We start from the raw sequence: 24,981 nt of genomic DNA, 5'->3' as shown, positions 1-24,981 counted from the left end.
CCAGCGACTGACCGGCTCAGTGGGGGAGCCGCACCGAGCCGTCCTCGCGCACGACGAGGCCGTCGGCGGCGAGCGACGCGAGCGCCCGCTCCAGCTGCGCCGCATCCGGCCACAGCCCCGCCGCCTCCGCCTCGGCGATCGGCCCGTCGAGCCCCCGCAGGGCCCGCAGCACCGTGCCGCGCGCCTGCCGGTCGCTGCCGGCGAAGCGCGCCTGCCGCGGCGCGCGGCGGCCCTCGTACGCGGGGTAGCCCGCCGCCCGCCACGCGCACGCGTCCGCGATCGGGCATGCGTCGCAGCGCGGCGCGCGCGCGGTGCAGACGAGCGCGCCGAGCTCCATGAGCGCGATCGACAGGACCCCCGCATCCGCCGCATCCCCGGGCAGCAGCGCCTCGACGTCCGCGAGGTCGCGCCGCGCGGCCGGCCCCTGCTCGCCCTGCCCGTGGACGGCGCGCGCCACGACGCGGCGCACGTTCGTGTCGACCACCGGGTGCCGGTCGCCGAAGTGGAACACCGCGACCGCCCGCGCCGTGTAGTCGCCGATGCCGGGCAGCGCGAGCAGCGCGTCGACGTCGCGCGGCACGACGCCGCCGTGGCGCTCGACGATCGCGCGCGCTGCGTCCTGCAGCCGCAGCGCCCGCCGCGGATAGCCGAGCGTGCCCCACTGGCGCAGCACCTCGTGGGTGGGCGCGTCGGCGAGCGCCGCCGGCGTCGGCCACCGCTCCAGCCATGCCTCGATCGCCACGCGCACGCGCGCCACCTGCGTCTGCTGCAGCATGATCTCGCTCACGAGAGTGCCCCACGCGTCGAAGTCCGGATGTCGCCACGGCAGGTCGCGCGCGTGCTCCCGGTACCAGCCGGCGAGCGCGTCGAGGTCGGCCGGTCGCAGCATCCGGCCAGCGTATCCAGCGCCGCCGGCGGCGCACGACGGCGCCCAGCGCCCGTTCACGCCCGCCGCCTAGCGTCGATCGCGTGAGCCAGCTCCCCCCTGACGCCCCGCTCCCGCAGCAGCAGCAGCCGCCGCAGCATCCCCATGCCGCCGCGCCGCGGCCCGGTCAGGCGCCGCCCGCCGCCCAGCCGGGGCAGCCGCCCCAGCAGCAGTGGGCGCCACCGCCCCAGCAGTGGGCGCCGCCGGAGGTCGACCACGCCGCCGCCGCGACCGCCGCGCGCGGTCGCAGCCTCGCCCCCGACCTCGCCCGAGGACTCATGCTGCTGCTCATCGCGCTCGCGAACGTGCCGTGGTGGCTCTACGGCGGCGAGCAGGGCTTCACGAGCGCGCACCCCACGGGCCAGGAGGGCGCCGACCTCGCCTGGCAGCTGTTCTCGCTCGTCGCGATCGACGGCCGCTCGTACCCGCTGTTCGCCTTCCTCTTCGGCTACGGCATCTGGCAGCTCTACAGCCGGCAGTCGGCCGCGGGCACACCGTGGCGCGAGGCGCGCCGCCTGCTGCAGCGCCGGCACGCGTGGATGGTCGCGCTCGGCGCCGTGCACGCGCTGCTGCTCTGGCTCGGCGATATCGTCGGCGCCTACGGCCTCGTCGGCCTCATCGTGGTCGCGCTGCTGCTGCGCCGCTCCGACCGCGCGCTGCGGATCGTCACGTGGGTGCTCGCGGGCCTCCTGCTGGGCTTCGGCCTCCTGGGCCTCACGAGCGGGCTCGTGCTCGGCTCGGGCGTCGCGGGCGACGTCAGCCAGTTCGGCGCCCCGGCCGGCCTGCCCCAGCCGCCCGCCGAGTCGAACTACCTGCTCTTCGCCATCCAGAGCCTCGGCATGTGGCTGGTCGCGACCCCCGCGCAGGTCTTCTCGCTCACCGTGCCGCTCGCGGTCGTGCTCGGCATGCTCGCGGCCCGACGCGGCCTCCTCGACCGGCCCGCAGAGCATCGCGCGACGCTCGTGCGCATCGCCATCGCCGGCATCCTCGTCGGCTGGGCGGGCGGCGCCCTCGCCGCGGCGCAGCACGCCGGCGCCCTCCTCGCGCCGGAGCTGTCGTGGGCGACGATGGGGCTCTCGAGCCTCGCGGGCGTCGCCGGCGGCGTCGGCTACGCGGCCCTGTTCGGGCTCGTCGCGGCCGCGATCGGCGAGCGCCGCGGGCCGGTGAGCGGCGCGATCGCCGCGGTCGGCAAGCGCTCGCTCTCGAGCTACCTGCTGCAGTCGGTGCTGTTCGCGCCGCTGCTCGCCGCGTGGGGCCTGGGCCTCGGCGGCGTGCTCTCGCCGCTCCAGGCGGCGGGCGTCGCCGCGGGCGTCTGGCTCGTCACGCTCGTCGTGGCGGCGGTGCTCGAGCGCACCGGTCGCCGCGGTCCGGCGGAGGTGCTGCTGCGGCGCCTCGCCTACGGTCGCCGCCAGGTGGCGGAGCCGTCGCCGCTGCGCTGAGCGTCCCGTCGCCCCAGGAGGCGCCGACCCGCCCGTCGTACGCTGGGCGCATGGTCGACCGCTCCCTCCTCATGCGCGCCGCGTCGTGGACGCCCGAGCAGAAGGAGCTGTACACGCGCGTCGTCGACCAGCTGCAGCGGCGCAGCGCCAGGGGCCGCCGGATCATCGGCATCGACGGCCGCGACGCCGTCGGCAAGACGCACTTCGCGGATGCGCTGCAGGTCGCGTTCGCGCGCGCGGGCGTGGAGGCGTTCCGGGCGAGCGTCGACGACTTCCACCGCCCGCAGGTGTTCCGCTACCGCCAGGGGCGCGACTCCCCGAAGGGCTACTACGAGGACGCGTTCGACGTCGAGCTGCTCGACCGCGTGCTCCTCCAGCCGTTCCGCATGGGCGGCTCGACGGGCTTCCAGACCGCGGCGTTCGACCTCGCGCGCGACCAGCCGGTCGAGATGGAGTGGCGCACGGCCGGGCCGGATGCGGTGCTGCTCGTCGACGGCGTCTTCCTGCAGCGCCCGGCGCTCGCGGGCAAGTGGCACGCGAGCCTGTTCCTGATCGCCGACGACCGGGTGCGCGGCGAGCGCCTGCGCGCCCGCGACGGGGCGCATCCGGACGTCGCGCACGAGTCGCACCGGCGCTACCGCGAGGCGCACGACCGGTACGAGCGCGAGCAGCGCCCGGCGTCGAAGGCGACGATGATCATCGACACCACCGACTGGCGGAAGCCCCGGCAGGTCTTCGACGACCGCTGCTAGCCACTCCGCCGGTCGAGGAGGGCGCGGCCGCAGGCCGCACCCGTCACGAGACCCCTCAGACCAGCTGCCGCACCGCCGACGCCTGCAGGAACCGCCCGCGCCGCTCCACCTCGTGCACGAGCGCCACGAGCGCCGCGTTCACGGGCGCCTCACGCCCGAGGGCGGCGGCGGCCGCAACGACCGCGCCGTTGATCGCGTCGACCTCCGTCGGCTGCCCGCGCCGGATCGACTGCTGGGTCGAGCCGAGGTTCGGCACGTCGCCCAGGCGGTCCTTGATGCGCAGCGGCACCTGCGCGGCGAGCGCCGCCGGTCCCCAGGCGACGAGCCGCACGAGCAGCGGCGTGAGGCCCTGGAGCGGCTGGAAGCGCACGCCCGAGGCGAGCCCCGTGCGCGCCGTCTCGCGCATGGCGGCGACGAGCACGCGCCGCAGCCCCGGATCCCGGATGACGTCCTGCACTGAGCGCCCGACGATCGCGGGGATCGCGTTCACCATGTTGATGAGCAGCTTCGTCCACTGCGCGCCCTCGATCGACGGCGTCTCGCTCGTGGGGATCGCCTGCCCGAGCAGCGCCGCGAAGCGCGCGCCCTCGGCGCCGCCGACGATCGTGTCGCCGCGGGCCGTGACGGTGACGGTGCCGGGCTCCATGGAGTTCGCGGCCATGAGCGCGATGCCGCCGGCGACGCGCTCGTGCCCGAGCAGCCGCGCGGCGGCGCGCTCGCCGCCGAGGCCGTTCTGCACGACGAGCAGCGGCACGTCGGCGAGCGCCTCCCGGCTGGCCTCGAGCGCGGCGACGGCGCCGGTGGCCTTCGTCGCGAGGATCGCGACGTCGGGCCGCCGCTCGAGCGCGGGCACCGCCTCGACCTGGGCCGTGTGGGTGCCGAACGCGCCGCGCAGCAGCAGTCCGTCGGCGGCGATCGCGGCGAGGTTGTCGCCTCGCGCGGTGACGACCACCTCGTGGCCGATCGCGTCGAGCCGGGCGGCGATCGCGCCGCCGATCGCGCCCGCGCCGATCACCGCGACGCGCTGGCGCGACCATCCCTCAGCCATGCCCGCCAGGCTATCGGCGACTAGGATCTTCGGGTGCCCCCGACCACCGCCCCCGACGGCATCCTGCTCGTCGACAAGCCCGCAGGGATCACGAGCCACACGGCGGTCGCGAGGGCCCGGCGCGCGCTCGGCACGCGCAAGGTCGGCCACGCCGGCACGCTCGACCCGATGGCCACGGGCCTGCTCATCCTGGGCGTCGGCCCCTCCACGCGGCTGCTGACGCACATCGTCGGGCTCGACAAGACGTACACGGCCACGATCGCGCTCGGCCGCACGACCGTCACCGACGACGCCGAGGGCGACGTGACGGGCGGGGCGGATGCGTCGCACCTCACCGAGGCCGACCTCGTCGCGCCGATGGCCGCGCTCACCGGCGACATCGAGCAGGTGCCCTCGGCGGTCTCGGCGATCAAGGTCGACGGGCAGCGCTCCTACGCGCGCGTGCGCGCCGGCGAGGAGGTCGAGCTGCAGGCGCGGCCCGTGACCGTCGCGCGCTTCGAGGCGCTCGCCTTCCGGCCCGGTGCGGTCGCCGAGCTCGACGTGGTCGTCGACTGCTCGAGCGGCACGTACATCCGCGCCCTCGCCCGCGACCTGGGCGCCGCGCTCGGCGTCGGCGGCCACCTCACGGCGCTCCGCCGCACGCGCATCGGCGCGTTCGACGTCGACGGCGCCCCGATCGCCGACGCGCTCCCGGAGGGCGCCGCCTCGCTCCTCGTCCCGCCCGCGCGGGCCGCGGCCCGCATCCTGCCCGTCGTGCAGCTCGACGACGAGCGCGCCGCCGACCTCGCCCACGGCCGCCGCACGCCCGCGCTCGAGGGGGAGTCCGGCGTGGTCGCCGCCGTGCACGGCGACCGGCTGGTCGGCATCGCCCGGGTCTCCGGGCGTCGCCTGCTGCCCGTCACGAACTTCCCGACGGCCGACGGCGGCGCCGCATGATCAGCTGGCTCATGCTCGCGCAGGCGGCGGCGCTCGGCATCGCCGGCCTCGTCGTCGCGATCGCGGGCCTCGCGCGCCGTCCCTTCGGCGACCTCGCGCTCTTCGCGGCGATCGGCGCGTTCGCCACCCTCGTCGTGCAGATCGTCGCCTCGATCATCGCGCCCATCGCGGGCGCGGGCCCCACGGGCGACCTGCTCGAGTACTGGACGTACCTGCTCTCGGCCATCCTCATCCCGCCCGCGGCGGTGCTGTGGGCGCTCGTCGACAAGAAGGGGCAGTGGTCGACGCTCATCGTCGGCGTGGGCATCCTCGCCTGCGCCGTCATGGTCTACCGGATGCACCAGATCTGGTTCGTGCAGATCGCGTAGCCGGTGGGCCGGGCGAGGAGCGCGGGGGAGCGGCACCGGGCGTCCCGAGCGCGCCGCACCCGGCGTAGGATCGATCGAGTGAGCGAGCGCAGGCATGCCGGGATCGGACGGGTCCTCATCGCGGTGTACGCCGTGCTGGCGCTCGCGGCCACCGGCCGCTCGTTCGTGCAGATCGTCCGCAGCTTCGAGGAGGCGCCGCTCGCCTACGCGCTGAGCGCCGTCGCCGCCGTCGTCTACATCCTCGCGACCGTGGCGCTCGCGATGCCGAGCGACCGCTGGCGCCCCGTCGCGCTCGCCGCCGTCTGCTTCGAGCTCGTCGGCGTCGTCGTGGTCGGCGCGCTCTCGCTCACGCATCCCGAGCTCTTCGCCCACGACACGGTGTGGAGCCGCTTCGGCATGGGCTACCTGTTCATCCCCGCGGTGCTGCCGTTCCTCGGCCTGTGGTGGCTGCGCGCGAGCCGCACGAGGGCCGCCGCGTGAGCGCGCTCGACTGGGCCGACGCGCTCCAGTCGCGCCCGAGCGCCGTGACGGTCGGCAAGTTCGACGGCGTGCACATCGGCCACCGCCGCATCATCGAGCAGCTGCGGTCGATCGCGGATGCCGAGGGCCTCGAGACGGTCGTCGTCACCTTCGACCGCAACCCGCTCGAGGTCGTCCGCCCCGACCGCGCGCCACTGCCGCTCACCACGAACGAGCACCGGGTCGAGCTGCTCCGCGAGGCCGGCGTCGACCGGGTCGTCGTCATCCCCTTCACGAAGGAGGTGTCGGCGGTGCCCGCCGAGGAGTTCGCGCAGCGGGTGCTGCTAGACGGCCTCGGCGCGCGCGTGCTGCTCGTCGGCGACGACTTCCGCTTCGGCGCCCGCGGCGCGGGCGACGCCGCGCTGCTGCGCGAGCTCGGCGCGCCCACCGGGGTGCGCGTGGAGTCGATCGACGACATCTGCTTCGCCGACGGCCGCCGTGTCTCGTCGACCTGGATCCGCGAGGCGCTCGCGCTCGGGCGCGTGCGCGAGGCCACCGACATGCTCGGCCGCCGGCACCGCCTCCGCAGCACCGTCGTGCGCGGCTTCCAGCGCGGTCGCGGGCTCGGATACCCGACCGCCAACCTCGGCGCGCCCGTCGAGGGCTTCATCCCCGCCGACGGCGTGTACGCCGCGTGGGCCGACGTCGACGCGGGCCGCTTCATGGCCGCCGTCTCCATCGGCAACAACCCCACGTTCGAGGGCGTGCCGCAGCGCACGGTCGAGGCGTACCTGCTCGACGTCGACCTCGACCTCTACGACCGGCCGATCTCGCTCGAGCTCGTCGACTTCGTGCGGCCGATGCACCGCTTCGAGTCGCTCGACGAGCTCATCGCGCAGATGGGCCGCGACGTCGACACGACGCGCGAGCTCCTCGGCGCCGACGCCGCCTGAGCCGCGCCGCGCACGGTGCCGGCGACGGTGTTGGCGACGGTGCGGGGCGGTGCCGCATCCGGTTAGACTCGTGCGTCCAGGTGCCGCGGGCCACAGCCCGGGCCTGAGCCACCGCGCAGGAGCGATCCGGCACCGCGCGGAGACGTGAGGAACGCAGTGACCGAACCCAGTGCCGCGCTCGCACCCGCGGAGCGCGCCGTCCAGCTGCTCGGCGGCGACCTGTCCGAGGTCGCCCTCCGGCGCCACCTCCAGGGCCTGCCCGCCGTCGACGCCGTGGGCCTCGAGGCCCGCGCCGCCAAGCTCGGCACGCGATCGATCAAGACGAGCTCCAAGCAGGCGGCGCTCGACCTCATCATCCGGATGATCGACCTCACGACGCTGCAGGGCGCCGACACCCGCGGCAAGGTCCGCTCGCTCGTCGCCAAGGCGCTCGTGCCCGACGTCTCCGACCCCGCGACCCCGCGCCCCGCCGCCGTCTGCGTCTACGGCGACATGGTCGGCAACGCGGTCGAGGCGCTCGGATCCGCGTGGAGCGCCGGCAAGGACGACGGCATCAACGTCGCCGCCGTCGCCACCGCCTTCCCGGCCGGCCGCGCGAGCCTCCAGGTCAAGCTGCAGGACACCCGCGACGCCGTCGACGCGGGCGCCGACGAGATCGACATGGTCATCGACCGCGGCGCGTTCCTCGAGGGCAACTACGGCCTCGTCTTCGACGAGATCGTGCAGACGAAGGAGGCGTGCCGCCGCGCCGACGGCACCTACGCCCACCTCAAGGTGATCCTCGAGACCGGCGAGCTCGTGACGTACGACAACGTGCGCCGCGCCTCCTGGCTGTCGATCCTCGCCGGCGGCGACTTCATCAAGACCTCCACCGGCAAGGTGCAGCCCGCGGCGACGCTGCCGGTGACGCTGCTCATGCTGCAGGTCGTGCGCGACTGGGAGCGGCTCTCGGGCGAGCGGATCGGCGTGAAGCCCGCGGGCGGCATCGCGACCGCGAAGGATGCGATCAAGTACCTCGTGACGGTCGCCGAGACCTGCGGCGAGGCGTGGCTCGACCCGCACCTGTTCCGCTTCGGCGCCTCGAGCCTGCTCAACGACGTGCTGCAGCAGCGTCAGAAGCTCTCCACCGGCCACTACTCCGGCCCCGACTACGTGACGATCGACTGAGGCGACCATGGCATTCCTCGACTACGCGCCGGCTCCCGAGTCGACGTCCATCCTGAACCTCCGCGACGAGTACCGACTCTTCATCGGCGGCGAGTGGGTGGCGGGCGGCGGCACGCCGTTCGCCTCCGTCTCGCCCTCGACCGAGCGGCAGATCGCGACCTTCGCGTCGGCCGACGAGGGCGACGTCGACGCGGCCGTCCGCGCCGCCCGCACCGCCTTCGAGCAGGTCTGGGGCCCGATGTCGGGCCGCGACCGCGGCAAGTACCTCTTCCGCATCGCGCGCATCCTGCAGGAGCGCGCCCGCGAGCTCGCCGTCGCCGAGACCGTCGACAACGGCAAGCCCATCCGCGAGACCCGCGACGCCGACGTGCCGCTCGTCGCCCAGTGGTTCTTCCACTGCGCCGGCTGGGCCGACAAGCTCGACCACGTCGGCCTCGGCGCGCGCCCGCGCCCGCACGGCGTCGCCGCACAGGTCATCCCGTGGAACTTCCCGCTGCTCATGCTCGCGTGGAAGGTCGCCCCGGCGCTCGCCGCGGGCAACACGGTGGTGCTGAAGCCCGCCGAGACGACGCCGCTCACGGCGATGCTCTTCGCCGAGGTGTGCGAGCAGGCGGGCCTGCCCGCCGGGGTCGTCAACCTCGTCACCGGCGCGGGCGAGACGGGCGCGGCGCTCGTGCGCCACCCGGGCGTCGACAAGGTCGCCTTCACCGGCTCCACGGCGGTCGGCCGCGAGATCGCGAAGGCCGTCGCCGGCACCGACAAGAAGCTGACGCTCGAGCTCGGCGGCAAGGGCGCGAACATCGTCTTCGACGACGCCCCGCTCGACCAGGCCATCGAGGGCATCGTCGACGGCATCTTCTTCAACCAGGGCCAGGTCTGCTGCGCCGGCAGCCGCCTGCTCGTGCAGGAGAGCGTGCACGACGAGGTGATGGACCGCCTCAAGGAGCGCATGGCGACGCTGCGCGTCGGCGACCCGCTCGACAAGAACACCGACGTCGGCGCGATCAACTCGAGCGAGCAGCTCGAGCGCATCACGCGCCTGGTCGCGCAGGGCGCGGCCGAGGGCGGCGACGTCTGGAGCCCCGCGTGCGAGCTGCCCGCGGAGGGCTACTGGTTCGCGCCGACCGTCATCACGGGCGTCGAGGCGTCGTCGACCGTGGCGCGCGAGGAGATCTTCGGCCCCGTGCTCTCGGTGCTCACCTTCCGCACGCCCGACGAGGCGATCGCGAAGGCCAACAACACCCCCTACGGCCTCTCCGCCGGCATCTGGAGCGACAAGGGCAGCCGCGTGCTGGCGGTCGCCGACAAGCTGCGCGCGGGCGTCGTCTGGACGAACACGTTCAACAAGTTCGACCCCGCGAGCCCGTTCGGCGGCTACAAGGAGTCCGGCTACGGCCGCGAGGGCGGCGTGCAGGGCATGCAGGCGTACCTGAAGGCAGGCGAGCGATGACCACCACCACGAAGACGACGACGCGCCTCGACGTGCCGAAGACCTACAAGCTCTTCATCGGCGGCGCGTTCCCGCGCAGCGAGTCCGGCCGCGTGACCGAGGTGCGCGACCCCAAGGGGGCGTTCGTGGCGAACGTCGCGAGGGCGAGCCGGAAGGACGCGCGCGACGCCGTGCGCGCCGCGCGCAAGGCGCAGGCCGGCTGGGCCTCCGCCACCGCCTACAACCGCGGCCAGGTGCTCTACCGCGTCGCCGAGGTGCTCGAGGGCCGCAAGGCGCAGTTCGTCGACGAGCTCGTGCGCACCGAGGGCCTCAAGCCCGCCCGCGCGCAGGAGCAGGTCGAGGCCGCGATCGACCTCTGGGTGTGGCACGCCGGCTGGACCGACAAGATCGCCCAGGTCGGCGGCAGCGCCAACCCGGTCGCGGGCCCGTACTTCAACATCTCGGTGCCCGAGCCCACGGGCGTCGTCGCGGTCGTCGCGCCGCAGCAGCAGGGCCTGCTCGGCCTCACCTCGGTGGTCGCGCCCGCGCTCGTCACCGGCAACGCCGTCGTCGTCGTGCCCGCCGCGTCGTCGCCGCTCGTCGCGATCTCGCTCTCGGAGGTGCTCGCCACGAGCGACCTGCCGGGCGGCGTCGTCAACGTGCTCACGGGCGACCCGGCCGAGCTCGCGCCGTGGCTCGCGAGCCACGCCGACGTCAACGCGCTCGACCTCACCGGCGCGGGCGACCTCGACTGGGTCGAGCTGGAGCAGGCGGCGGCCGAGACGCTCAAGCGCGTCGTGCGCCCGGAGCCGGGCCTCGCGCCCGAGACGCCGCAGCGCATCCTCGCGCTCACCGAGACGAAGACGGTCTGGCACACGAAGTCCCGCCTGTAGCCGTGGGTGCCGGGCACGACCACGCGCACGGCGCGGGCGCGGCCCGCGCCTCCGGGCGCACCCGCATCGCGGTCGCGCTCGGCATCACGTCGGCCGTGCTCGTCGCGCAGGTCGTGGGCTCGATCCTCACGGGCAGCCTCGCGCTGCTCGTCGACACGGTGCACATGCTCACCGACGTCGCGGGGCTCGCGGTGGCGCTCGTCGCGCAGGTGCTCATCGCGCGCCCGCCGACGCAGCGGCGCACGTGGGGGCTCGTGCGCGTCGAGGTGCTCGCCGCGGCCGCGCAGGCGGCGGCGCTGCTCGTCGTCGCGCTCGTCGTGGTGGTCGAGGGCATCCGCCGCATCGCCGAGCCGCCCGAGGTGCCGGGCGGGATGCTGCTCGTGTTCGGCGTCGTCGGGCTCGCGGGCAACGCGGTGTCGCTCGTCGTGCTCGCCGGCGGCCGGAGCGACTCGCTCAACCTGCGCGCGGCGTTCCTCGAGGTGCTGAACGACGCGATCGGCTCGGTGGCCGTGATCCTCGCGGGCCTGGCGATCTGGCTGTGGGGCTTCCAGCAGGCCGACCTCATCGCCTCGGCGCTGGTCGCGGCGCTCATCGTGCCGCGCGCGGTCGTGCTGCTGCGCGACGCCGGCCGCATCCTCCTCGAGTCGACCCCGCCGCAGCTCGACCTGTCGGAGGTGCGGCGCCACCTCGAGGAGCAGGAGCACGTGGTCGCGGTGCACGACCTCCACGCGTCGACGCTCGGCACGGGCACGCACCAGCTCACGGCGCACGTGGTGATCGAGGAGGCGTGCTTCCGCGACGGGCACGCGCCGCGCATCCTGGACGCCCTGCAGGCGTGCGCGGCCGAGCACTTCCCGGTGGCGCTCGAGCACGCCACCTTCCAGCTCGAGCCGCCGGGCCACGCCGCCCACGAGGGCCGCACGCACGCCTAGCGGAGCGGCCTTCCGGATCGGTACCGTCGGGGCATGGCGGCGACGATGCGGATCGCGAACCCGGTGACGGGTTCGGTCGACAGCGGCGGTCCCGTGGCGCCGCCGACTCGGACGATGGTGGTCGGCCGGTACGCGATGGCGGCATGGCTGCCGGCGTACGTGCTCGTGTGCCTGCCGTTCGGGCTCATGCCGCCGGTCTGGCTCGTGCTCGCCATGCTCGCGACGATGGTCGTCATCAGCCGGCTCGCGTCGGGGTCCTGGTGGCGGAGCACCGCGACCGGCCCTTGGTGGATCGCGCACCTGGCGCTCACGGCCGTGGTGCTGCTCGGCTGGATCATCGGCATCGCGCTGGCGCAGCCGCTGCTCGCCGCGCTGCCGGCCGCGATCGCGCTGGGCGCGGTGGCGGGCGCAGCAGCGATGCACGTCTGGCTCGCGCGCCGAGGTGCCCGCGACTGACGCGACGCCCGAGCACGCTCGCTCTCTGCGCGGACCCGATCTCGCGAAGCGGGCCCCGTATGCCGGGTCCCCGTTCGTGCGATGGGGTCCGGATGCGGGCTGTGCCGATGCATGCGGGTGCGCGCTGGGCGGCCGCGGTCAGGCCGCGTCGCGAGCGAAGGCGTCCCAGCCGATCACGGGCACGGCGCCGCGGGCGATCGCCGCGAGCGCCGGGTCGTCGGTGACGAGCAGGTCGGCCTGCAGCACGGCGACGGCGACGTACTCGGCGAGCGCCGGATCGTCGAGGCCGCGCTCGAGGGCGAGCCGCCACGCGGTCGCGCGCGAGACGCGGTCGCCGAGCAGGCGGATGCGGAGGCCGGCGATGCCCTCGAGCGCCGCGCGGCCGTCGCGCTCGTCGCGCCGGCCCTCGCGCACGTCGCGGTAGAGGGCCGCGAGCGCGTGCGAGCGGAGGATCGCCGGGCCGACCAGCTGGTGGCCCTCGGCGATGGCCGTGCCACCGGCGACGATGCGGAGCGCGATGGGGGCGTCGATGGCGAAGCGCGTCATGCGCCGATCCTCGCGCACCCCGCCCACGCCCCCCGCCCCACGTCGCCGTAAACCCGATCCTGCGGCGTGGACCCGAACCTTAGGGTCCACGCCGCACGTAGGGGGCCACGATCGCGCGAGATCGGGGACCCCTCCGGCGATCGGGGACCCGCACGAGCGGGTCCCGGATGCGCGACGGGGTCCCGGATCGCGAGACCGACCGCTCAGCAGCTCCGCTCGAGCAGGTCGGCGTACCAGCGGCAGCCGTCGAGCCAGGTGTCCTCGCGGATCCGCTCGTCGCGCGCGTGCAGCGCGAGCCGCTCCTCGCGCGTCATCGCGAACGGCGCGAAGCGGTAGACGCGGTCGGTGATGCGGTGCGCGTGCCGGCCGTCGCTCCCGCCGAGCATCACGTACGGCACGGTGAGCACGTCGGGCCGCAGGCGCCCGATCGCCGCCTCGACGTCGGTCCAGCCGACGCCCGCGGACGGGCTGACGGGGCTCGGCCCGTGGCCGTGCAGCAGCGAGACCTCGACGGCCGGGTCGGCGATCGCGCGGCGGATGCGCGCGAGGGTCGCGGGGACGTCCTCGCCCACGGCGATCCGCACGTTCGCGACTGCGACGGCCTCCTCGGCGAGCGCGTTCGGCGCGGCCGCGCCTGACAGCTGCGTCACGACCGCCGTGGTCGAGAGCATCGCGCGCGTCTCGTCGCCGCGGGCGAGGATCCGCTCGACGAGCGGTCTGGCGGTGCGCACGCGGCGCAGCACCGCGCCCTGCGGACCGCGCGCCTCGGCGCCGAGCAGCTCGAGCATCCGGATCGTCGGGGCGGGCAGCGAGCGGGGGAAGCGCGCGCGGCCGAGCCGGCCGACGGCGCGCGCGAGCCGCGAGGTCGCCGGCAGCCGCGGCGGCGTCGATGCATGGCCGCCCACCTGCGCGACCCGCAGCCGCACGTTCGCGAAGCCCTTCTCGGCGACGCCCACGACCGCCACGTCGCGCGCGACCCCGGCCACGGGCGGCTCGATGATCGCGCCGCCCTCGTCGAGCGCCCACGCGGGCCGCACGCCGCGCTCGGCGAGCACGCCGATCGCGGCGGCCGCGCCCGAGCCCATCGTCTCCTCGTCGTGCCCGAACAGCAGCCACACGTCGCGCTCGGGCGCGAAGCCCTCGGCGAGCAGCGCCTCGACGGCGACGCAGATGCCCACGAGCGAGCCCTTGTCGTCGAGCGTGCCGCGGCCCCACACGTGCGTGCCGTCGCGGTGCCCGGAGTAGGGCGGGTGCGTCCAGCCCTCGGCGGGCGCCGGCACGACGTCCTGGTGCGCCATGAGCAGCGCCGGCGCGCCGTCGCCGCGGCCGGCCCAGCGGGCGAGGATCGTGCCGCCGACCTCCTCGACCTCGAGCGCCGCGAACAGCCGCGGGAAGCGCTCGCGCAGCGCCGCGCGGAACACCGGCAGCTGCTCGGGCGCCTCGGTCGGCACCTGCACGAGCGCCACGAGGTGGTCGAGGGCGGAGGCGTCGATGCGCGGCATGCGCGCAGGCTATCGTCGGCGTCGACGCGCGCGCCGGGAGGCCCAAGTCGGCAGGCCCAGGCCGTCAGGCACGGGCGGCGGAGCGGGGGACGGAGGCCGATGATCGTGGTGGAGGGCGGCGCGACCGGCGAGCACGAGCGGCCGGATGCGCGCGACGCCGCGCGCGTCGAGCGCCTGCGCCGCGGCGGGAGCGCCTTCGCCGAGGAGGAGCTCGCCGAGCTGCGCCGCGCGGCCGACCACGACGCGCCCGGCGATGACGCGGCCGACGACGAAGCGGCGCTCGACGCGATGGTCGCGCGGCGGATCGCGGGCGAGCCGATCGAAGCGATCGTGGGCAGTGCCGCTTTCGCCGAGCTGCGCATCCTCGTCCACCCGGGCGTCTTCGTGCCGCGCCGCCGCACGACGCTCCTCGCGGGCCTCGTCGCCGACGCGCTGCGGGCCCGCGGCGCGGGTGCGCGGCTGCTCGACCTCGGCTGCGGCACGGGCGCGATCGCGGCGCTCGCGGCGCACCGCGCACCCGGCACCCGCGTGACGGCGATCGACGCGGATGCGCGCGCGGCCGCCAACGCGCGCGCCAACCTCCCGGGCGTGCTCGTGCTCGAGGCCGCCGACCTGTCGGCGCTGCCCGCCGACGCCCGCTTCGACGCGATCGCCGCGAACCTCCCGTACGTGCCGACGGCCGAGCTCGCGCACCTGCCGCGCGACGCGCGCGAGCACGAGCCGGCCCTCGCGCTCGACGGCGGCGCCGACGGCCTCGAGCCGCTGCGCGCCCTCGCCCCGCAGATCGCCGCGCGGCTCGCGCCCGGGGGCGTCGTCGTCACCGAGGTCGCGCCGCCGCAGCTCGCGGAGGCCGCGCGCATCCTCGCCGCCGCGGGCCTGGAGGGCATCGCGGTGCACGAGGACGACGCGATCGGCGCGACGGCCCTCCTCGCCCGGCGCGGCTGAGCTGGAGCGCCAGCGCCGCGAGCGCCGCGCGGCATCGTGCCCGGCGCTAGCGTGGAGCGACCGAGGGGAGACGCCGATGGCGGTCGAGGACAACACGCGCGAGATCGAGGCGACGATCGTCACCGACCTGCGCGAGCGGATGACGTACGGCTCGTACCTGGGGCTCGAGACGCTGCTCCAGTCGCAGCACCCGCGCAGCAGCCCCGAGCACCACGACGAGCTGCTGTTCATCATCCAGCACCAGACCACCGAGCTCTGGCTCAAGCTCGTGCTCCACGAGCTCGACGACGCCCGCCGCCTCCTGGTCGCCGACGACCTCGGATCGGCGCTGAAGCGCATCGCCCGCGTCAAGCACATCCAGGAGGTGCTGACGCAGCAGTGGTCGGTGCTCGCCACCCTCACGCCCACCGAGTACGCGCAGTTCCGCGGCGCGCTCGCGAACGCCTCCGGATTCCAGTCGGCGCAGTACCGGCAGGTGGAGTTCGCGCTCGGCAACAAGCACGAGCGGATGCTGAAGGTCTTCGAGTCGAGCCCCGACGACCACGCGGCGCTCGCGGCCGAGCTCGAGCGGCCCAGCCTCTACGACGAGTTCCTGCGCCTCCTCGCGCGCCGCGGCCACCCGGTGCCCGCCGAGGTCCTCGAGCGCGACGTGCGGAAGGCCCACGTCTTCCACGAGCCGCTCGTCGAGGTCTTCACGGCGATCTACGAGCGCGCGGGCGAGCCCGGTGCCGGGGCCCGGCAGGGCGACGAGGACTGGCGCGCCTACGAGGCGTGCGAGGAGCTCGTCGACCTCGAGGACAACTTCCAGCTGTGGCGCTTCCGGCACCTGCGCACCGTCACCCGCACGATCGGGATGAAGACCGGCACGGGCGGCTCGAGCGGCACCGACTTCCTGCGCCGCGCGCTCGACCTCACGTTCTTCCCCGAGCTGTACGCCGTCCGCACCCGGATCGGCGCCTGATCCGGATGGGCGGGGCCACGGACCGGGAGGGCGTGGAGCGCGTCGTCCGCGTCGCGCGCGCCCGCATCGGCGGCGCGTGGCACGAGGACGTCGTCGTGGGGCTCGGCTCGGATGCCGGCCTGCGGCTCGCGCCCGAGGCCGACCGCGCCGCGCTCGAGCGCCTCCCGATCGCCCTCCTGCCGCCGCTCACCGACGCGCACGTGCACCTCGGCCTCGCCGAGCCTGCTGCCGGCGCCATCGGGCGCGCGCTCGACCTCGGCTGGGTTCCCGCGGCGCTCCCCGGCATCGCGGCCGCGCACGCCGCGGCGGCCCCGGCGCTCGACGTCCGCTGGGCAGGCGCGCTCCTCACCGCCCCCGGCGGCTACCCGAGCCGCAGCGGCTGGGCGCCGGCGGAGGCCGTGCACGAGGTCGCCGGCGCGCAGGAGGCCGCCGCGGCCGTCGCCGCCCAGGTCGCCGCGGGCGCCTCGGCGATCAAGGTCGCGCTCAACGCCGACGCCGGGCCCGTGCTCGACGACCTCGCGCTCGTCGCGATCGTCGCCGCTGCGCGCGTCGCGGGGCGCCCCGTGGCCGCGCACGTGCAGGGGGAGGGGCAGGCCGAGCGGGCGATCGACCACGGGGTCCGGATCCTCGCGCACGCGCCCTGGACGGAGCGGCTCGACGACGCGCTCGTCACCCGCGCCGCCGAGCGCACCGCGTGGGTCACGACGCTCTCGATGCACGTCCGCGACGGCGACGACGCGGCGCTCGCGACCGCCGTCGACAACGTCGCGCGCTTCGCCCGCGCAGGCGGGGCCGTGCTGCACGGCACCGACCTCGGCAACGGCACGAGCCGGCTGGGCGTGGAGGCCGACGAGGTCGCCGCGCTGCTCGCCGCCGGCCTCGGTGCGAGCGGCACCGTCGACGCGCTCACCGGCTCCGGCCTCGAGCTGCTGCTGCCCTGGCCCGCGCGCACCGCCACGGCGCTGCCGCCCGACGTCGCCGACGACGAGGCGGTGCTCGCCGCCCTCCACGAGGCCCGCGCCGTCCGAGCCGACGACCTCGCCCCGACCGACGCCACCGCCGCCGCCACGACCGAGGAGCCCCGATGACCGACACCGCGCAGGACCTCCGCTCGCGCGCCGCCGCGCTCGACGCCGCCGACCCGCTCGCCGAGCACGCGGCAGCCTTCGTGCGCGAGGGCGACGTCGTCTCGTACCTCGACGGCAACTCGCTCGGCCGGCCGCTCGCGAGCCTCCCGGAGCGCTTCGCCGGCTTCGTCGGCCACGACTGGGGCACCCGCCTCATCCGCGGCTGGGACGAGCAGTGGATGGCGCGGCCGTTCGAGCTCGGCGATCGGCTCGGCGCGCTCGTCGGCGCGGCACCGGGCCAGGCGCTCGTCGGCGACTCGACCACCGTGCTGCTCTACAAGCTCGTGCGCGCCGCCGTCGACGCGGCGATCGCCGCCGACCCGGCCCGCACCGAGATCGTCATCGAGGACGACTCGTTCCCCACCGACCGCTTCGTCGTGCAGGGCATCGCTGCCGAGCGCGGCTGCACCGTGCGGTGGCTCGAGGTCGACCGCGCCGCGGGCGCGACGCTCGAGCAGGTCGGGGCGGCGCTCTCGGAGCGCACGGCGCTCGTGCTGCTGTGCCACGTCGCCTACCGCTCGGGCTTCGTCGCCGACGTGCCGGGCATCACCCGCGCCGCGCACGCCGCGGGCGCGCTCGTGCTGTGGGACCTCTGCCACTCCGCGGGCGTCATCCCCACGGAGCTCGACGCCTGGGGCGTCGACCTCGCGGTCGGCTGCACCTACAAGTACCTCAACGGCGGCCCCGGCAGCCCCGCGTTCGCCTACGTGCGCGCCGAGCACCAGGGCGCGCTCGCGCAGCCCATCCAGGGCTGGATGGGCGCCGCCGACGTCTTCGCGATGGGGGCGCGCTACGAGCCCGCGGCGGGCATCCGCCGCTTCGCCTCCGGCACGCCGCCGGTGCTCGCGACCGTGGCGCTCGAGGCCATGGTCGAGCTGCTCGAGCGGGTCGGCGTGAGCGCCGCGCACGAGAAGTCGGTCGCCCTCACGGGCTTCGCCGAGGCGGCGCTCGCCCAGCACGTGCTGCCGCTCGGCGCCAGGCTCGTGAGCCCGCCGGCGGGCCCGCACCGCGGCAGCCACCTGACGGTCGCGCACCCCGCCTTCCGCGACGTGACGGCGCGGCTGTGGGAGCGCGGCGTCATCCCCGACTTCCGCGCGCCCGACGGCATCCGGATCGGCCTGTCGCCGCTCTCGACGACCTTCGCCGAGGTGCTCGTGGGCGTCGAGGCGATCGGCGAGGAGCTCCGCAGGTCCGCGGCATGAGGCGCGGCGCGGTCGCGGAGGCGGATGCGCCTCCGCACTAGGCTCGTGGGCGCGGGCGACACCCGCGTTCGATGCACCGACAGTCCCGCGGGCACGATCCCGACCGCGAGGCACGAGGCGATGGAGCCGAGATGACCGACACGCCCACGTACAAGCTCGACCCGGCGCCGCAGGGCGAGCACACCTCCTCGGGCCCGACGCGCCTCGAGCGCGACTCGCTGGGCGAGCTGCCGGTGCCGCGCGACGCCTACTGGGGCATCCACACCGAGCGCGCCCTCATCAACTTCCCCATCACGGGCCGCTCCATCTCCGTCTACTCCGACCTCGTCACCGCGCTCGCGGTCGTGAAGCAGGCGTGCGCGCGCGCCAACCGCGAGATCGGCGTGCTCGACCCCGAGAAGGCCGACCTCATCGACCGCGTCTGCCGGCGCATCCGCGGCGGCGAGCTGCACGACCAGTTCAAGGTCGGCGTCATCCAGGGCGGCGCGGGCACCTCGACGAACATGAACACGAACGAGGTCATCGCGAACGCGTGCCTCGTCGAGCTCGGCCACCAGAAGGGCGACTACCAGCACTTCAGCCCCATCGACGACGTCAACCGCTCGCAGTCGACGAACGACACCTACCCGACCTCGATCAAGGTCGCGATGGCGTTCACGCTCCGCCGGCTGCTCGACGAGCTGCAGCGCCTCACCGACGCGTTCGACGCGAAGGCGGGGGAGTTCCGCGACGTGCTCAAGGTCGGCCGCACGCAGCTGCAGGATGCCGTGCCGATGACGCTCGGGCAGGAGTTCCACGGGTTCGCCGTGACGCTGCGGGAGGACCGCGACCGGCTCGAGGAGACCATCGCGTGGCTGTCGGAGGTCAACCTCGGCGCCACGGCGATCGGCACCGGCATCACGGCCGACCCGCGCTACGCGGAGGCCGCCTGCCGCCACCTCGCCGACCTCACGGGCCTCCCGATCGTCGCGGCCGCCGACCTCATCGAGGCCACGAGCGACACGGGCGTGTTCATGACGCTCTCGGGCACGCTCAAGCGCTGCGCCGCGAAGCTCTCGAAGATCTGCAACGACCTGCGCCTGCTCTCGTCCGGCCCGCAGGCGGGCCTGGGCGAGATCACGCTGCCGCCCAAGCAGGCCGGCTCGTCGATCATGCCCGGCAAGGTCAACCCGGTGATCCCGGAGGTCGTGAACCAGGTGGCGTTCGCCGTCATCGGCTCCGATGCGACCGTCACGGCCGCCGCCGAGGCGGGGCAGCTGCAGCTGAACGCGTTCGAGCCGGTCATCGCCCACCAGATCCTGCAGAGCCTCCACTGGATGACGCAGGCCTGCCTGACGCTGCGCATCAACTGCGTCGACGGGATCGAGGCGAACCGCGACCGGCTGGGCGACATGGTCGGCACCTCGGTCGGCGTCGTCACGGCCCTCACGCCGTACATCGGCTACGCGGCATCCGCGCAGCTCGCGCACGAGGCGCTCACGAGCCACAAGTCGATCGCCGACCTCGTCGTGGAGGCGGGCCTGATGGACCGCGAACGGGTCGAGAAGCTGCTGCAGCCGGCGCGCCTGTCGGGCCTGCAGCCGGTGACGCAGGCGATCCCCGTGATCCCGCTGCCCGACGAGGCGCCCGCGCCCGAGGCCCGCTGAGGCAGTCCTCGCCAGGAGGCCTGCTGCGGCGGCTCGCGCCGGATACGCTTCCGGCGTGAGCGCCGCAGCACCCGCACCCGCACCAGCCCCCGGCCCCGGCACCTGGCGTCCGGCGCGTCGCCCGGGCCCGAGCACGGGCCTCGTGCTCGGCGTCGTCGCCATCGTGGTGCTCGCGCTGCTGTCGTTCCTCGTCATCCTCTTCCTCGGCGGCGCCATCGGCAGTCCGCTGCTCGTCGCGGTCTCGGGCGTCATGGCGCTCGTCCCGCTCGGCTTCGTCATCTGGGCCGTGCTCGCGATCGACCGCTGGGAGCCGGAGCCGCGCGTGGCGATGTGGTTCTCGGCGCTGTGGGGCGGCATCGCGGCGGTGCTGCTGACGCTCGGGACGAACGGACTCGTGCTCGAGCCGCTGGTCGTCCCGTTCCTGCCGTCGCAGGAGGCGTACGAGCTCTACGCGACGGTCGTGCAGGCGCCCGTCGTCGAGGAGCTGTGGAAGGGCGTGCCCGTCCTCATCATGTACCTCTGGTTCCGGCGCACCTTCGACGGGCCGGTCGACGGCATCGTGTTCGCGGCGCTCTCGGCGGCCGGGTTCGCCTTCACCGAGAACATCCTCTACTTCGGCAGCTCGCTCGCGCAGACCGGCGACGGCGCCTTCATCTTCTTCCTGCGCGGCATCATGAGCCCCCTGACGCATGCGCTGTTCACGGCGGTGGGGGTGGGTCTCGCGCTGGGCCTCGCCGCGCGGGCGCGGTCGCGGGCGTGGGCGCTCGTCGCGTTCCCCGCCGGCTGGCTCGTGTCGGCGCTGCTGCACGCGCTCTGGAACTCGGCCGGCTTCTGGGTGCCGGGCGGCGAGTTCGGCTACTTCACCTACTACCTCGTGGTGCAGGTGCCGCTCTGCGCGCTCGCGGCCGCGCTCGTCTGGCTGCTGCTGCGGCAGGAGGTGCGCATCACCCGGGCCCGGCTCCACGACTACGGCCGCGCCGGCTGGTTCACGCACGAGGAGGTCGAGCGCCTCTCGTCCGGCGACGGCCGCGCGGCGCTCATGGACTGGGCGCGCCGACGCCGCCTCGGCGCGACGATGCGCGACTACATCCACACCGCCACCCGGCTCGCGAACCACAGGCAGCGGGCGCTCATCGGCCGCCACGCGGCGCGCGACGTCGCCGACGAGGCGGGCCTCCTCTCGCTCCTGCTGCAGCAGCGCCGCGAGCTCGCCGCCTCGAGCGCCGGCCCGCCGCTGCCGGTGCTGCAGGGCGCGCCGGTCGCGGCGCACGGCCCGCAGCGCGTGCAGCGCTTCGGTGACCTCGACGGCCCGCGCCTCACCGGCCGGCAGCAGCCGCCGATCGGCGAGACGCGGGGCCCCGTTCCCTGGTAGAGTCATCAGGTTGCCGTCCATCGGCCGCGGAGAGAGAGCGCTCCTGCATCGGGCAGGAGCACCGCGCTGCAAGCAGAGAGGGGTCCACATGAGCCTGAACGCAGAGGTCAAGAAGGCCATCATCGAGGAGTACGCCACGCACGAGGGCGACACCGGGAGCCCCGAGGTGCAGGTCGCGATCCTGTCGCGCCGCATCAAGGACCTCACGGAGCACCTGAAGGAGCACAAGCACGACCACCACTCGCGTCGTGGCCTGCTGCTGCTCGTCGGTCAGCGTCGCCGCCTGCTCGGCTACCTCCAGTCGGTCGACATCGAGCGCTACCGCGCGCTGATCCAGCGCATCGGCCTGCGCCGCTAGTCACGGCCTGAGACTTCCCGCCTTCGAGGCACGAGGAGGGTCGCCCCGCGAGGGGCGGCCCTCTTCTTCGTCGCAGGTCGCCCCGCGAGGGGCGGCCCTCCTCTTCGTCGTGCGAGCCGATGCTCAGGGCGCGGCGGCGCGGAGCACCGCCTGCAGGAACGCCGCGCCGATCGCCGCGAGCGCGATGAGCGCGCCGGAGGCGAGCGCCGCCCGCGCGCCGCGCCGGCCGGCCGGCGTGGAGGCGATCGCGGCGGGCATCGCGCCCGACGGCTCCGTCGGAGATGCCGTGCCCGCGGCCGCCCAGGAGCGGATCCGGTGCACGAGCGACTGCACGGCCGGGTCGTCGACCGCCCACGCGCGCTCCGCGGTCACGGCGAGGCGCCCGCCCGCCAGCTCGACGCGCAGCGGCAGCGGCGCCGAGCGCAGGTCGTCGATGAGTCCCGCGAGCACCCGCTCCGGCAGCCCCTCAGGGCGCAGCGGCAGCTCGACGAAGCCGATCCGCGACTCCTGGCCGCCCCGCTCCGGCAGCCGCGCGGCCCATACGCCCCACTCGGCGCCGTCCGGGGCGCGCAGCACGTCGACCGCGACGTGCCCGAACCCGCGCCGCAGCGCGGGCGCCGCCTTCGGCCCGAGCAGCGCGCGCTGCGCGTAGGCGAGCCGGTTCGCGTCGGCGAACGCCTGCAGCCGCGCAGCGCGCCGAACGGCGTCGCGGCGGCGCACACCGCGCCAGACGAGCAGCGCGGCGCCGACCGCGGCGAGCAGGCCGCCGACGACGGGCATCGCCGGATCGGCGTCGTGGGCGGCGAGCCCGGCGACGAGCACGAGGGCGCCCGGCAGCAGCAGCACCCAGCCGGCGATCGCGAGCCCGGCGCCCGGCACGTCGGCCGCCTGCCGCTCGGCGCGCAGGCGTCGTCTGGCTTCCCGCAGCCGGGCGCCGTCGAGCGGCTGCTGCAGCGGACGCAGGTCGGGCGGGGGGACGGTGCGCATGCGCGCAGGCTAGCCGCGGCGGCCGAGCGGCAGCGCGATCCTGCGCCGTTCCGCGGGATCCCGGCATCCGGCTGGTAGCATCGAGCCCGGCTGCAGCACCATCGCCAGCCGATCGCGCCTCCACGGACGAGACCCAGAGTCTGGTCGTTGGTGGAGGATGCCGAAGCGGAGCTTCGACCTCCTCCACTGATGACCACCTCCTCGCCCGTCGACGCGATCATCGACAGCGCGCTCGCGCGCCGACGAGAGGAGACCCGTGGAGGGTCCTGAGATCACCTTCGCCGAGGCCGTCATCGACAACGGCCGCTTCGGCACCCGCACCGTCCGGTTCGAGACCGGCCGCCTCGCGCAGCAGGCGCAGGGCGCCGCGGTCGCGTACATCGACGAGGAGACCATGCTCCTCAGCGCCACGAGCGTCTCGAAGCAGCCGAAGGACCACTTCGACTTCTTCCCGCTCACGGTCGACGTCGAGGAGCGCATGTACGCCGCGGGCCGCATCCCCGGCTCGTTCTTCCGTCGCGAGGGCCGCCCCTCGACCGACGCCATCCTCACCTGCCGCCTCATCGACCGGCCGCTGCGCCCGTCGTTCGTCGAGGGCATCCGCAACGAGGTCCAGGTCGTCGTCACCGTGCTCGCCATCGAGCCCGACGAGCTGTACGACGTCCTCGCCATCAACGCCGCGTCCATGTCGACGCAGCTCTCGGGCCTGCCGTTCGACGGCCCGATCGGCGGCGTGCGCGTCGCGCTCATCGACGGCCAGTGGGTCGCCTTCCCCAAGCACTCGCAGCTCGAGCAGGCCGTGTTCAACATGGTCGTCGCGGGCCGCGTCGTCACCGATGCCGCGGGCAACGAGGACGTCGCGATCATGATGGTCGAGGCCGAGGCCACCGACAACGCGTGGGAGCTCATCGAGGGCGGCGCCGTCAAGCCGACCGAGGAGGTCGTGGCCCAGGGCCTCGAGGCCTCGAAGCCCTTCATCAAGCAGCTCGTCGCCGCCCAGGCGGAGGTCGCCAAGACCGCCGCCAAGGAGACGCAGGAGTACCCGCTCTTCCCGCCGTACTCGGAGGAGGCGCTCGTCGCCGTCCGCGAGCTCGCGAAGGACCGCCTGGCCGAGGTCTACCAGATCGCGGCCAAGCTCGAGCGCCAGGACGCCGACGACCGGCTCAAGGAGCAGGTCAAGCAGGAGATCAACGCCCGCGTCGAGCGCGGCGAGCTCGAGGCCGTCGTCGCGACGCAGGTCTCCGGCGCCTACAAGGCCGTCACGAAGGAGGTCGTCCGCGGCCGCATCCTCACCGACGGCGTGCGCATGGACGGCCGCGGCCTCGCCGACATCCGTCCGCTCGACGCCGAGGTCGCGGTCGTCCCGCGCGTGCACGGCTCGGCCATCTTCCAGCGCGGCGAGACCCAGATCATGGGCATCACCACGCTGAACATGCTGAAGCTCGAGCAGCAGATCGACTCGCTGAGCCCGGTCACGTCGAAGCGCTACATGCACAACTACAACTTCCCGCCGTACTCGACGGGCGAGACGGGCCGCGTCGGCAGCCCGAAGCGCCGCGAGATCGGCCACGGCGCCCTGGCCGAGCGCGCGCTCGTGCCCGTGCTGCCGAGCCGCGAGGAGTTCCCCTACGCGATCCGCCAGGTCTCGGAGGCGCTCGGGTCGAACGGCTCGACGTCGATGGGCTCGGTCTGCGCCTCGACGCTCGCGCTGCTCAACGCCGGCGTGCCGCTCAAGGCGCCCGTCGCGGGCATCGCGATGGGCCTGGTCTCGGACGAGGTCGACGGCGAGACCCGCTACGCGGCGCTCACCGACATCCTCGGCGCCGAGGACGCGCTCGGCGACATGGACTTCAAGGTCGCCGGCACGCCCGAGTTCGTCACCGCCATCCAGCTCGACACCAAGCTCTCGGGCCTCCCGGCCTCGGTGCTCGGCGGCGCGCTCACGCAGGCGAAGGAGGCGCGCACGAAGATCCTCGAGGTCCTCACCGCCGCCATCGACGCCCCCGACGAGATGGCGCCCACCGCGCCGCGCGTCATCAGCGTGCAGATCCCGGTCGACAAGATCGGCGAGCTCATCGGCCCCAAGGGCAAGACGATCAACCAGATCCAGGACGACACGGGCGCCCAGATCTCGATCGAGGACAACGGCACCGTCTACATCGGCGCCGTCGACGGCCCCTCGGCGGAGGCCGCGCGCGCCGCGGTCAACGCGATCGCCAACCCGCTCAACCCCGAGGTCGGCGAGCGCTACCTCGGCACGGTCGTGAAGATCGCCTCGTTCGGCGCGTTCGTCTCGCTGCTGCCGGGCCGCGACGGCCTGCTCCACGTCACCGCGATGCGCCCGCTCAACGGCGGCAAGCGCATCGAGGCCGTCGAGGACGTCGTGACCGTGGGCCAGAAGCTCCAGGTCGAGATCACGAAGATCGACGACCGCGGCAAGCTCTCGCTCGAGCTCGTCGACGAGTCGAAGGACGCGTCGACGGACGAGGCAGCCTCGGAGGCCCCGGCCGCCGAGTGACCTCGCGCTAGGCGCACGGAGGCCCCCGCATCGCGCGGGGGCCTCCGTCGCGTCCGAGGC

General features: G+C 74.9%; 24 protein-coding genes. 19 read left to right on the top strand and 5 right to left on the bottom strand.

Going from position 1 to position 24,981, the window contains the following annotated elements:
• Nucleotides 1-16: 16 nt before the first annotated feature.
• Complete coding sequence (locus tag IEW90_RS10180; RefSeq protein WP_188718188.1) at nt 17-889, bottom strand: iron-sulfur binding domain-containing protein; 873 nt, start codon at nt 887-889, stop codon at nt 17-19.
• 80 nt (nt 890-969) lie between these two features.
• Between IEW90_RS10180 and IEW90_RS10175 the strand changes: the two genes are divergently transcribed.
• Both IEW90_RS10175 and IEW90_RS10170 read left to right on the top strand, forming a co-directional pair.
• The gene (locus IEW90_RS10175) at nt 970-2,364 is read left to right on the top strand and encodes a DUF418 domain-containing protein (protein ID WP_229679627.1); all 1,395 of its coding nucleotides are present in this window, start codon (nt 970-972) and stop codon (nt 2,362-2,364) included.
• Between the two features lie 50 nt (nt 2,365-2,414).
• A complete protein-coding gene (locus tag IEW90_RS10170; protein WP_188718187.1) occupies nt 2,415-3,116 on the top strand; it encodes a nucleoside/nucleotide kinase family protein in 702 nt (233 codons plus the stop codon).
• A 55-nt stretch (nt 3,117-3,171) separates the two neighbouring features.
• On the opposite strand, the gene IEW90_RS10165 is transcribed toward IEW90_RS10170, so the two are convergent.
• Nucleotides 3,172-4,164: a ketopantoate reductase family protein gene (locus tag IEW90_RS10165; RefSeq protein ID WP_188718186.1), complete on the bottom strand. Its 993-nt coding sequence runs from the start codon at nt 4,162-4,164 to the stop codon at nt 3,172-3,174.
• A gap of 33 nt (nt 4,165-4,197) precedes the next feature.
• Here IEW90_RS10165 and truB point away from each other — a divergent pair, with 33 nt between their 5' ends.
• From truB to IEW90_RS10120, 9 genes are all read left to right on the top strand, one after another.
• Nucleotides 4,198-5,100 carry a tRNA pseudouridine(55) synthase TruB gene (gene truB, locus IEW90_RS10160; RefSeq protein ID WP_188718185.1) on the top strand — a complete coding sequence of 301 codons (903 nt, stop codon included), beginning with the start codon at nt 4,198-4,200 and terminating at the stop codon, nt 5,098-5,100.
• Nucleotides 5,097-5,468, top strand: a complete 372-nt coding sequence (locus IEW90_RS10155) for a hypothetical protein (protein WP_188718184.1) — start codon at nt 5,097-5,099, stop codon at nt 5,466-5,468. The genes truB and IEW90_RS10155 overlap by 4 nt, the downstream gene beginning before the upstream one ends.
• 69 nt (nt 5,469-5,537) lie before the next feature.
• Entirely contained in the window at nt 5,538-5,948 is a 411-nt protein-coding gene (locus IEW90_RS10150; protein ID WP_188718819.1) for a hypothetical protein, read from the top strand.
• Nucleotides 5,945-6,880, top strand: a complete 936-nt coding sequence (locus IEW90_RS10145; protein WP_188718183.1) for a bifunctional riboflavin kinase/FAD synthetase — start codon at nt 5,945-5,947, stop codon at nt 6,878-6,880. Before IEW90_RS10150 ends, IEW90_RS10145 begins: the two co-directional genes overlap by 4 nt.
• 156 nt (nt 6,881-7,036) lie before the next feature.
• Nucleotides 7,037-8,047, top strand: a complete 1,011-nt coding sequence (deoC, locus tag IEW90_RS10140) for a deoxyribose-phosphate aldolase (RefSeq protein ID WP_188718182.1) — start codon at nt 7,037-7,039, stop codon at nt 8,045-8,047.
• A 7-nt stretch (nt 8,048-8,054) separates the two neighbouring features.
• Nucleotides 8,055-9,497 (top strand): aldehyde dehydrogenase family protein, encoded by a 1,443-nt coding sequence (locus tag IEW90_RS10135; protein ID WP_188718181.1) that lies wholly within the window; start codon nt 8,055-8,057, stop codon nt 9,495-9,497.
• Nucleotides 9,494-10,369 (top strand): aldehyde dehydrogenase family protein, encoded by an 876-nt coding sequence (locus IEW90_RS10130; protein WP_188718180.1) that lies wholly within the window; start codon nt 9,494-9,496, stop codon nt 10,367-10,369. Before IEW90_RS10135 ends, IEW90_RS10130 begins: the two co-directional genes overlap by 4 nt.
• A gap of 2 nt (nt 10,370-10,371) precedes the next feature.
• Entirely contained in the window at nt 10,372-11,301 is a 930-nt protein-coding gene (locus tag IEW90_RS10125; protein WP_188718179.1) for a cation diffusion facilitator family transporter, read from the top strand.
• A gap of 33 nt (nt 11,302-11,334) precedes the next feature.
• Complete coding sequence (locus IEW90_RS10120; protein WP_188718178.1) at nt 11,335-11,757, top strand: hypothetical protein; 423 nt, start codon at nt 11,335-11,337, stop codon at nt 11,755-11,757.
• A gap of 138 nt (nt 11,758-11,895) precedes the next feature.
• Here the strand turns inward: IEW90_RS10120 and IEW90_RS10115 are convergent, their stop codons facing one another.
• Nucleotides 11,896-12,303, bottom strand: a complete 408-nt coding sequence (locus IEW90_RS10115; RefSeq protein ID WP_188718177.1) for a PIN domain-containing protein — start codon at nt 12,301-12,303, stop codon at nt 11,896-11,898.
• Nucleotides 12,304-12,506: 203 nt separating this feature from the next.
• A complete protein-coding gene (locus tag IEW90_RS10110; protein WP_229679626.1) occupies nt 12,507-13,805 on the bottom strand; it encodes a M20/M25/M40 family metallo-hydrolase in 1,299 nt (432 codons plus the stop codon).
• Nucleotides 13,806-13,904: 99 nt separating this feature from the next.
• Between IEW90_RS10110 and IEW90_RS10105 the strand changes: the two genes are divergently transcribed.
• From IEW90_RS10105 to rpsO, 7 genes are all read left to right on the top strand, one after another.
• Nucleotides 13,905-14,750, top strand: coding sequence for a N5-glutamine methyltransferase family protein (locus tag IEW90_RS10105; RefSeq protein WP_188718176.1), 846 nt, complete (start codon nt 13,905-13,907; stop codon nt 14,748-14,750).
• Nucleotides 14,751-14,826: 76 nt separating this feature from the next.
• Nucleotides 14,827-15,711, top strand: coding sequence for a tryptophan 2,3-dioxygenase (locus IEW90_RS10100; RefSeq protein ID WP_188718175.1), 885 nt, complete (start codon nt 14,827-14,829; stop codon nt 15,709-15,711).
• Between the two features lie 32 nt (nt 15,712-15,743).
• A complete protein-coding gene (locus tag IEW90_RS10095; protein ID WP_188718174.1) occupies nt 15,744-16,799 on the top strand; it encodes an amidohydrolase family protein in 1,056 nt (351 codons plus the stop codon).
• The gene (locus IEW90_RS10090) at nt 16,796-18,040 is read left to right on the top strand and encodes a kynureninase (protein ID WP_188718173.1); all 1,245 of its coding nucleotides are present in this window, start codon (nt 16,796-16,798) and stop codon (nt 18,038-18,040) included. The genes IEW90_RS10095 and IEW90_RS10090 overlap by 4 nt, the downstream gene beginning before the upstream one ends.
• A 131-nt stretch (nt 18,041-18,171) precedes the next feature.
• Nucleotides 18,172-19,686, top strand: a complete 1,515-nt coding sequence (locus IEW90_RS10085) for an aspartate ammonia-lyase (protein ID WP_188718172.1) — start codon at nt 18,172-18,174, stop codon at nt 19,684-19,686.
• A 55-nt stretch (nt 19,687-19,741) separates the two neighbouring features.
• Nucleotides 19,742-21,058 (top strand): PrsW family intramembrane metalloprotease, encoded by a 1,317-nt coding sequence (locus IEW90_RS10080; RefSeq protein WP_188718171.1) that lies wholly within the window; start codon nt 19,742-19,744, stop codon nt 21,056-21,058.
• 88 nt (nt 21,059-21,146) lie between these two features.
• A complete protein-coding gene (rpsO, locus tag IEW90_RS10075) occupies nt 21,147-21,416 on the top strand; it encodes a 30S ribosomal protein S15 (protein ID WP_188718170.1) in 270 nt (89 codons plus the stop codon).
• A gap of 123 nt (nt 21,417-21,539) precedes the next feature.
• On the opposite strand, the gene IEW90_RS10070 is transcribed toward rpsO, so the two are convergent.
• Nucleotides 21,540-22,403, bottom strand: a complete 864-nt coding sequence (locus IEW90_RS10070; RefSeq protein ID WP_188718169.1) for a hypothetical protein — start codon at nt 22,401-22,403, stop codon at nt 21,540-21,542.
• A 256-nt stretch (nt 22,404-22,659) separates the two neighbouring features.
• Here IEW90_RS10070 and IEW90_RS10065 point away from each other — a divergent pair, with 256 nt between their 5' ends.
• Nucleotides 22,660-24,921 carry a polyribonucleotide nucleotidyltransferase gene (locus tag IEW90_RS10065; protein ID WP_188718168.1) on the top strand — a complete coding sequence of 754 codons (2,262 nt, stop codon included), beginning with the start codon at nt 22,660-22,662 and terminating at the stop codon, nt 24,919-24,921.
• The last annotated feature ends 60 nt before the right edge of the window (nt 24,922-24,981 follow it).

Source organism: Agrococcus terreus, from assembly GCF_014645235.1.
Classification (GTDB): domain Bacteria; phylum Actinomycetota; class Actinomycetes; order Actinomycetales; family Microbacteriaceae; genus Agrococcus; species Agrococcus terreus.
The sequence above is the reverse complement of the archived record's forward strand: the minus strand, read 5'-3'. Positions and strand labels throughout refer to the sequence as shown.